This window comes from Psychrosphaera sp. F3M07, assembly GCF_018860345.1.
Taxonomy (GTDB): domain Bacteria; phylum Pseudomonadota; class Gammaproteobacteria; order Enterobacterales; family Alteromonadaceae; genus Psychrosphaera; species Psychrosphaera aquimarina.
The window spans coordinates 20186-30130 of sequence record NZ_JAHKPJ010000006.1; the positions used below are offsets into that span (position 1 = coordinate 20186).

Sequence of the window (9945 nt, forward strand, 5' to 3'; positions counted from 1 at the left end):
TTCAAACGTATTATGTCACTTATTTACGACGACGTAATAACGCTAATGGTAATAACAACAAGGCAAATAAGCCTGTAGAACCACCACTTGATTTCTTCTCTTCCATAGGAGTTACCGGTGCAGGTACATGATTTACCGTCACAGAGAACGTTTGTGTTGATGTTGTTGTTCCATCAGATACCGACGCAACAAACGTAAGTTCATCACTTCCAGATATTACTTCCGGAGCAGTAAATGATATATCTGTAGTATCACCGCCAGTAATAGTGGTCTCTAATCCGCCTGTTTGAGCCCAGCTGTATGTTAACGAGTCCAAGTTACCATCGGTTGCTGTTATCGATAATGAAACCGCATCGCCTTCATTAACTTCTTGAGTTAATTCAGACACTGCCGTTATATCAGGCGCTCGGTTTTCACAAGCGTAAGTATCACCTGCAATGACGTCTGAGAATATACTGTTACTAGTATTAGTGAAGGTAATATCATCAATATACCAACCCGCTGTAAACCCAGAGAATGCTCCAGGAACAAAGGCTGAGTCAGTTGCTTGGCGGAAGCGGAACTGCACTTCATTACCATTTAACGCTTCACCAAAAGTAACGCCTTCAGCACCGTAGTTAAGGCCAGAAAATACTTCTTTTCCAGCCAATGACGCTTCAGTGTATTCTAATAAGGTATTGCTATAACCATCACCTAAGAATTCACCACCAAGTTCAGTAACATCGGTCCATTGGCCACCATTAACACTTACTTCAACAACTGCACCATCCCAGTCCGCTTCTAAGTTATATAAGTGCCACCAGCTAATTGTAAACTCGCCAGCAAAACCAACTTGAATAACACGGGTTTGATATGCAACGTCAGAAATATAGGCATGAGCAGTAGATGAAATTAAACCATCTGTCGCATCCCATTGATCTAGACCCCAAGTACCTTTTGCCATATCACCACCTACCATGACGGTTTCGGTGAAATCATTTAATCTAGAAAGGGTATTTAAGTTTTCATATTGGGTTGTACCAACAAGCTCACGTTCTTCGAAGTCAACATTGACGGTTGTTGAAACCATGTATTCATCCGCAACCATACCGTCATCTAGATCTGGAACAAATTTAAGAACTAGTTCCTCACCTGTACCTGACTCATCTAACGTAAACTCTAGAGGTGTGCTGCTTGCTGTTGCATATAGCCCTATGTCACCAAATGAGATTTTACCTTCATTTGCAAAGGTTACGGTATGATTACTAACAACTTCAACTGTCCCCGTTAAGCCTGATAACACTGAGTTACCACCATTTTTAAGGGTAAAGCTAACGGTACCAGTTTCGCCTTTGTCTAAAATGTTATCATTAGAACAATACCCTGACATCACGCCTTCATAGTTAGCATTTAATGCATGCTCTGAAACTGAGAATGTGGCTAAGTCGACTTTAGTAGACTCAATTGCGCCAGCATGATCAACAGCATATCGACTTGGCGATACTGCACCAAGACCCATACCACGTTTAGCAAATGCAGCTAATAATAGTTTGTAATCCGCTTCGTCATTGGCATATGCCGCTGCTAATATGGCATCACGACCTTCAGTGAAAGTTGGTGCCATTGGCATCATTTTGTAACCAGCAACTAAGTAATCTTTCATTAAGCTTTTAGCTGAATCAAACGTATGACGCTCATCTTGAGCCATACTTACAAAAGATTCCCATAACATATTTGCCCAAATCGAACCTGGAGCATGAACAAGCTCAGGGTATAGGCCGATATCAGCAAATGTTGAAGGATTTATTTCCGTATCTGTTGAGTAAGGGTATGGACGAATTCCCTCTGAAAAACTAGATACGTAAGTGATAGCACCATAAGCGCCATTATAATCTTCATTACCTAATACTAAGTTGTCATCCGCTTCTGTTGTAAGCATTAAGGCATGGAAGTCACCAAAACCTTCACCCATGGCTCTCGCTTGTTGACTGCTTAAACCAGCGCCATTACCAACTAAACGGTTACTGATATAGTGACCCCACTCATGCGCAACGATTGCATTATCAAACGAGCTGTCTTTGAATACGCGAGAAAGGTCCTTTTTGTACATATTGATTGATACCGTTTCACTCGCATCCAGTTTAGCGTAAATTGCTGCCCCGTCATTTTGTGAAACCATCATAGTTGGAATAGTGATCGTTGCATCATCTCCACCAAGACCAATCACCGTATCGCCATCAACATTATTTGCGATAATCACGGCGATAGCACCTGCATCCTGTGCACTTTTTGCTTTAATGGCAAACGCGCATCCACCACGGTCAATTACTGCTATTTTTCCTGTTAGGTCCGTGCCGTTAGTTGCAACTTCACAACCATCATTGACAGGTGCAGTTCCGTCGATGTAACGAACTAAATCACCAGTAACGTCAAACGTTTGTGGGCCAAATGAAGCAAAGCCAACTTGGTCTAAAAGTCCGATGTCAGTATGTGTCGTTGCTGTTACCCCATAATCAACACCGTTGACTGCTTGAGTAGTTTCCCACAAGTACATTTGCATTCGTGGTGATGCACCGTCTGCTGGCGTAGACATATTGGCATTATCAAAGCCAGAGTTGTCCTGTACTTCAACGTTTAGAGGGTCACCTTCAACACCGCCGCGATCAAAGTTTAATGCCTGTGCGTTACCAGAAGCTTCATCAAAACCATGATCATAATAATCATCATGTAGGTAGTTGTTTAGGTAAAACAGGTTAACGATAGCCGCTTTACGGTTATTAACAGAGTACTCAGCTTCATCAGCGTCATATTTATAATCAAAGGTGTTTGTATTGGTTAACTCAGCAGTATAATCACCATTTGAATAACCTTGTGGCGCAACAGCATCTACATATGCAGTAACATTGTTACCCATAGTAATTGTTGCATCATCAGCTAACCAAGGGTCCATAGTACTTATTGGACCGTGGCTTAAAGTCACCAGAGGAGCTTCTTTATATTCTGCGGTTAAAAATGCTAACGGATCGGCATCAGAAGGTGCAGGCATGACTTCACCGTGCGGGCTATCCCAAGGTTTACCATTGGCATCAGCGTATACACGATAATTGAAATCAGCAGCATGGCTAGTTAGGTTTTTCTTGAATAAGACTTCACCGGTTTTAGCTGAAACAACATAACTGAAATATTCAGAGTCGACACTATCGATAGTGCTCGTTTCAATTTCTACATAATGAGCAGGAATAAGTTTGTTTTTATGTTCAAAAAAGACTTTTTTAGCACGAGGTGCACCAACGAGTAATTTGTCTTTCGCTGTATTTACAACGGAAAACTCATCATATTTTCCAGACGCATTTTTTACAGTAAGCGCAACAGAATCAGTGTCTCCACCCATAGCTTTAAATGCTGCAGTGATTGATTTAGCTGAATCACCAAATTCACCAGGAATATTCTTAATCGCAGATGAAAGGGATTTGGCAGATTGTTTATTGGCCAAATAACCTGACGATGCAACTAAGTTGAACTCTCGGTCCATCATTATGTTGTATTCACGGTTAAAAACTTCTACGCCTGCAACTTCTTGTTTGTATTTGGCGATGATGGCGCCTCGACCTAAATCATGAATGTTTGCTAGTTTAGGTTGCGCAATGCTGGACTTGCTTGCTGAAAATCCAGTTATTTTATTTAGATAAAAATCAGCAGCAAAGGCAACTCTTTTGTCGGCTGCTACTGGGCCTAAATCAGGCGTTGGTGTATTTATGCTAGCCCAGTTAAAAGTGGTTTTTCCTAATGTGGCATCGTATTGATTACTCATTCCGCTTACTGTAGGAGTACGAGCACTTGACTCAGCAACTTTATCTACAGAAAACGTTTTATATGGAGCACTGACATTAGATGCAACGACACCAAGTGAGGTCGTCGCAAGTGCAGCACCTACGAAGCTAGCAATTATAGATTTATTAAAATTCATGTTGTCCCTTTATTATTTTTTTTAATTTTTTTATGGCCTTAAAATAAAAAACCATAATTTTTAATATTGCATCTAACCAATATTTCTACAATGTAAGAGGAGTTATTGATATTTAGCATGTAGATACAGTTAGTTTTTTGATAGTTAGGTAAGGGGGCGAGAGGAAGCTAAACTTGGCTCTGAGTTATTAAATACTAGGAATTAAAATTTATTTACGTAATCAAAGTTGTAAGTTTTCACTTATAAAAAGCAAATATTAAAGAGTAAAAAGTGTACAAAAGTGTACAAATCTGTACAAATATAAATACATACTTACACTTTTTATGTTGAAGTTTTTTTATATGTACGCTCGGCTGTCATCAAGGTGAATTGTTATAGGTGTTTGAAAGCGGTTAAAACAAAGGTGTATTTAACCTATAAAAAGTAACTGGTTTTTTTAATACATACATGAAAAGAGATGCAATCTGTTCCAAATAAATGAGTTAAGTAAGTCTAAAATAAAGGTTTTAGATAAAGACTTGATAAACAATAACTGAAAAGAGGTTGATTAATATTTTGTTTCATTCATATACTAAAACCATACATTATATATAGAACCTAATTATGCCTGTTAGGAAAACTTATCCTATCAAGATAACTTTATTTCTTCTAACAAGTACGTTAATTTTTTTAGCGTCAACTTTCGCGCTTGCCTCAAATAACAATGTACCAAATAACGAGGTTCCAAATAATAGTGACTCCAGTATTCCATATTGTGTTGATCCTGACTGGATGCCTTATGAAGCTATTGATGATGGAAAACACATTGGGATATCTTCAGACTATCTTTCAATCATTAAACAACACACCAATTTAACGTTTACACTAGTTACCACATCAACATGGCAACAAACCATTAAGTATTTAAAGACCGGTCAATGTCACTTGGTATTAATGTTAAATAAATCACCTAAGCGAGAAAAGTACTTAACCTTTAGTGATGTGTATTACCGTTCTCCAAATGTATTAGTGTCGTTAAGGGAACAGCCGTTTATTCAAGACTTATCAAATCTTAATGGTAGAAGTTTGGGGGTTGTTAAAAATTACCGCATTGCTGAATATATAGAAACGTACTTCCCTGAAATTCAAAAAACTTATGTGGGGTCTGAAGGGGAAGGGGTAAAACTGGTTGCAGAGAAAAAACTAGATGCATTTGTTGGTTCTATGTTGTCATTAAATGCCAGGACTCAACAGTATGGTTACGGTAATTTGAAGGTAGCAGGGTGGGCAGGTCCTGAAGATGAATTAAGGTTTGGTGTTATTAAAGGCAAGGAAGCGATATTAGCTGACATTAATTACGCTATAACCCAAATTTCTGAGAAACAAAGAATTGATATCTTCAAAAAGTGGAATAATGTACGCATTATTAAAGAGTTTGATCATACATTATTATTTCAACTATTAGCTATTGTTTTGGTCATCACACTGTTGTTTATCTTAAGACAAAGGCAATTGAACCGTTTTAACCGCCTGCTAAGTGAAAAAAATAAAGAGCTAGAATCTCTTACCCAAGTTTTAGAAAAAACTAATCACGAGTTAGAATATATTTCCTTTCACGACCCTTTAACGGATTTATATAATCGTTCATACTTCTCGCAACACATTAAAGATAAAATTCACGACATTAACCGCTCGCAATCGCCAACTTGTTTAATGTTGGTTGATATTGACCATTTTAAGCAGGTGAATGATGAGTTAGGGCATAATGTTGGTGATGAAGTGTTAACTCAATTATCACAAGTATTTAATGAGGTTATTCGCCAAAGTGATATTGCCGCTCGGTGGGGAGGGGAAGAGTTTGTTTTTTTATTACCTGAAACCTCCATTGATTCTGCTAAAAAATTAGCCACTAGGCTGTTAAATGCAGTAAGAGAACACCATTTTAATAAAGTTGGGCAAGTCACAGTCAGCATAGGTATTGCTGAATATGATCACAAAAGCGACTTTCATAATTGGTTTGAGCGAGCCGATAAAGCACTATATAGAGCTAAAGATGCTGGTAGAGATCAATTGAGCTGCTAACAACTGCTACAACATTTTTCCTTCTAAATTCCATTAATCCTTATTCACGAAAAAAAATGTATATTCACCGTCCATTTATCAGTTTGAATTTTGTACAAATAGTACTAATATTGTCCAAGCTTGGGGACGACATCTTACTTAATGTTGCTAATCATTATTTAAGTATAAGCGCATTACTAAGGTGTAGGAGTAAGCTCTAATAGTAAATAGATTGGAAATGGAGATTATGATGGAACACAAAAATAGTATTTTGGCATTGTTAGCCTTGGGAGCAACAATGTTAACAGGTTGCTCAGATGACGATGAAACAAATCGATTACCTATTGCAAGTAACGTAACCTTAGGATCGTTTAGTGGTCAAAGCGCAATAGCAATATCATCAAGTAGTTTAATATCTGCGAGTTCAGACGCCGATGGCGATACATTAACACTTGAGAATGTAACGTTAACCAATGGCAGCGGAACCTTAACGGAAGCCAATGGAGAATGGAGTTATACCCCTTCCTCGAATGAATTAGGCGATGTCAGTTTTCAATATACCGTTTCAGATGGTGAAGGCACGTCTTCAGCAAGTGCCACATTAACGGTTATAGATTCCAGTAAAACACAGGTGTCAAATACACAAGGCGTCACAGTCTATGGTTACGCTCGTGATGCAAATACACGTCAATTCATACCTGGCTTAACGGTAACGTTAAAAGTTAACGGTTCTGAGTTTACCGCCCTAACGTCAAGTTCTGCTGGTGGAGCAACGTTTTTAAATGTTCCTGTTGATACCGAATATTTTGTTACCATTACAGATCCTAATGGTGTGTATGCCCCAAGTTTCTATTCAGATGTGACATCTGACTATGATAATGACATAGATGGAAACCCAATCATTGAGCCTTTAAGTGACTTAATTGATTTTGGTGATATTTATCCAGGCGTTACAACAACAATTACGGTTTTAGATATTAGTGGTGCTGCCGTTGAAGGCCTTCAATTATATTATGATTCCAATGTACTCGCTGCGGCAAATGGTCAAGCAGTATCAATTCAAGGAAATGATGTAAAAGGTATAGAAACTGCTGGGGTTTATTCCTTCACCTTACCGGATAATGGCAATGCCATTGATATCAAAGTACAACAACTGGTTGATATAAACGGCGTTAAGTATGAACCTTATCGAGGAAGTCTTAATAATAATGTCATCTCTTCGGCAACAGCCGGGAAATCAATGACATATTATGTGAACTCATTAACTAATGCAGAATTCATCATTGTTTACCATTTATTAGATGAAGATGGTCATGCGTTTACACAAGCTGGACCTGTATTGGTTGTTGATAATGCAAACACAGGCATGACAGAAAACTGGTATCCGGTAGTAGATTCTCAAAACGAGTATTATTACACGGTTGATGCATCAAACATGTCTGATATTAGAATGATTTCACCAATGGATATTGATGGTGATGGTTTCACTGATTATTCAGTTGCTTTGAATAGTGACGAAGCCTTGAATGTTCAAAACCAAATTGGCCGTGGATCATTTGATGAAAACAAACAGTTAACCTTAGTATACCCTCTAAGCGAAACAAAATATGATGAATCAATTCAGGCTGAAATTGTAAGTAATGATGACAATTTTCAATCAAATGGAATTGCAGAAATCATTATTGCCTTTGACCGTCCTATTGATTTAATACATACCCCTACCTTGTCAGTGAAAACCATAGATGAAAAAGAAGTAACGATTGCATTAGAGTCACCTGCAGATTTATACACCGAAGAGTTGGTATTGATTGCAATGGATGGAACGACAGATCAAGGCGAAACAGCAATTTCATTAAATGCTGAAAATCAATATGTATATAAAGACCAAGATGGCGCGAATGCTACTTTAGATTTAGGTCGAGATGATACTGATAAAGTTGTTTCTACTTATGCGACAAACTTGCAATCAATCGACCAAATAAGAAAGTTAACAGATACAGAGTATGTACTCTCCGCAAACAATAGCTTGTTAACTATCACGTTGGACGCATCCACCTTGATGGCAGATCATAACTATACATTCGAACTTGCAGTAAAAGGTAAGTTATCTAGTAACCCTGTTGCCTTTATGAGTTTTACTAAGATGGCGAAGTCAAGCGCAACAGCCACGTTAGAAACATTAACGGTTGATAATTTTGACTTCGGGGATACCGAAAATTATGACGTAACGGATCCAACTGCAGAAAATTATTTGGCCAATCAAAAGCTACATACTGATAAATATCGAGCAATCAATGTAGGCTATGACGGCAATGCAGCTACATCTGAGAAGGCTCAAGTACGTTACTTAAAAGTTAATGATAATGGAGATGGAAGTCTTTTTGATACATTAGACGACTTTAATATCGCCAATAGTATTGATTCTGATCGTAATAAGCTTTATCTAGTATCAAAAGCTAAACTAGAAGGCAGCATTCAAGTGGTTTCTCAAGTAGAGAAAGACTTTGTGAGTGATGAATTATCGACTGAAACTATCACCTTAGCTGATGCATTTTATCGTTTAGATTTGGATAACCAAAACCTAGATGATGATGGTGATTTGTCGGATTTAACTTTAATTAGCGGGACTAAGATGTACCTATTTGATAAACCATCAAATCATACTCTAGATGACTCAGGTATTGGTGCGGTTTACGGTATCGATGTTGCTTCAGGGGCGTCAATAGCATCGGAAGGTGTTTATTATGTATACGCGTTGCCATTGAGTTTGCAGACAAGTGGTTACATAGAGTCAGTTACGTTAAATGTTAATTTAACAGCCAATGGTGCAGCCATTGTTGGGGAAATGTCGTACCCAGTTAAATAGTTTAGATAATTAACTTTTTTAACAGCCACTTTGAGCATTCAAAGTGGCTTTTTTATTTTTAAATAACTAGGTTCTATTAAGCCATCATTTCTATACTAGGGAAACGTTATACCACTTCAAATAATTGTGCGGATACTTGTCCGGCTATTTTTTCTTTTTTTAGACTAAATTGTTCTGCAAACTCAGAAGCCATAAGATCATAACGGTTATTCGCTTCTTGTTCTAAATACATCAAGCTACCAGAAGTTATAATTTGGTTATCAAATAGTGCCTTTATGCAAGATTGCACCATGTCTTTATGAAACGGTGGATCTATAAAGACTAAATCAAATTGGGTCTTTAAGGTTTGTACTGCGGTGAAAAAATCAGCTTGTATGACGTTAATATGTTGCCCTGCATTTAATATCGTCACATTGTTTTTTAATTGATTAGCTGCTTGTTTATTTTTTTCAATGCAAGTGACCGAGTTGGCACTGCGAGAAGCGGCCTCAAAACCAAGAGAACCTGCGCCTGCAAAACAATCTAAAACATTAGATTGACGAACGTCCATCATCAGCCAATTAAACACAGTTTCTTTTAATCTGTCGGTTGTTGGTCTGAGGCCTTCTTTGTCATGCACTTTAAGTTTTCGTCCACGCCATTGTCCCCCAATAATGCGTATTTCGCCCGTTTGGGTGCTCGCTTTATTCGTCGCTTTGGTTTTGTTTTTAAACTTAGGTGTAGATCTCACAATAAGGCCTTTTTAATCGACGGCTACTTGGCAGAAATGATAAGTACCAAATGGCGGAAAGTTTAATTATAAATAGGATATTAATTAGGTAGATATATTTGCTAGTTCAGTGGTTAATTAATCACGTGAATTAGGTTAACATACGGGCAATATCAATTTGCGTATTATCCCGTGCAATTTACGTCTTTTAAAGGTTTTTTTCATGTCAAAGAAGTCAGGTTTATTTTCGTGGTTTAAAAAAGATAAATCAGAAGAGTCCGCTCCAATTGATTCTGAAGTTCAAGCTTCAGAAATTGAGTCATCAGAACTGTTGCCTGAAGACGTAGAAGAAATAAGCTTGTCTACAGAAACAGAAACAGAAAC

The 9945-nt window shown here is 37.8% G+C and carries 4 protein-coding genes; 2 read left to right on the top strand and 2 right to left on the bottom strand.

Annotated elements, in window-relative coordinates; translation table 11 throughout:
• Nucleotides 1–19: 19 nt before the first annotated feature.
• A complete protein-coding gene (locus tag KO505_RS02835; protein WP_216053934.1) occupies nt 20–3946 on the bottom strand; it encodes a rhombosortase-dependent M36 family metallopeptidase in 3927 nt (1308 codons plus the stop codon).
• A gap of 603 nt (nt 3947–4549) precedes the next feature.
• On the opposite strand from KO505_RS02835, the gene KO505_RS02840 reads away from it, so the two are divergent.
• Nucleotides 4550–6007, top strand: a complete 1458-nt coding sequence (locus KO505_RS02840) for a diguanylate cyclase domain-containing protein (RefSeq protein ID WP_216053935.1) — start codon at nt 4550–4552, stop codon at nt 6005–6007.
• Nucleotides 6008–6236: 229 nt separating this feature from the next.
• On the top strand, nt 6237–8852 hold the full coding sequence (locus KO505_RS02845; protein WP_216053936.1) for a cadherin-like domain-containing protein: 2616 nt from the start codon (nt 6237–6239) through the stop codon (nt 8850–8852).
• A gap of 106 nt (nt 8853–8958) precedes the next feature.
• On the opposite strand, the gene rsmD is transcribed toward KO505_RS02845, so the two are convergent.
• Nucleotides 8959–9582, bottom strand: coding sequence for a 16S rRNA (guanine(966)-N(2))-methyltransferase RsmD (gene rsmD / locus KO505_RS02850; protein ID WP_216053937.1), 624 nt, complete (start codon nt 9580–9582; stop codon nt 8959–8961).
• Nucleotides 9583–9945 lie beyond the last annotated feature (363 nt).

What these genes read in the sequence shown, in the direction of transcription:
- KO505_RS02835 (WP_216053934.1), bottom strand. Translation starts at nt 3,946, where the DNA reads ATGAATTTTAATAAATCTATAATTGCTAGCTTCGTAGGTGCTGCACTT.
- KO505_RS02840 (WP_216053935.1), top strand. Translation starts at nt 4,550, where the DNA reads ATGCCTGTTAGGAAAACTTATCCTATCAAGATAACTTTATTTCTTCTA.
- KO505_RS02845 (WP_216053936.1), top strand. Translation starts at nt 6,237, where the DNA reads ATGGAACACAAAAATAGTATTTTGGCATTGTTAGCCTTGGGAGCAACA.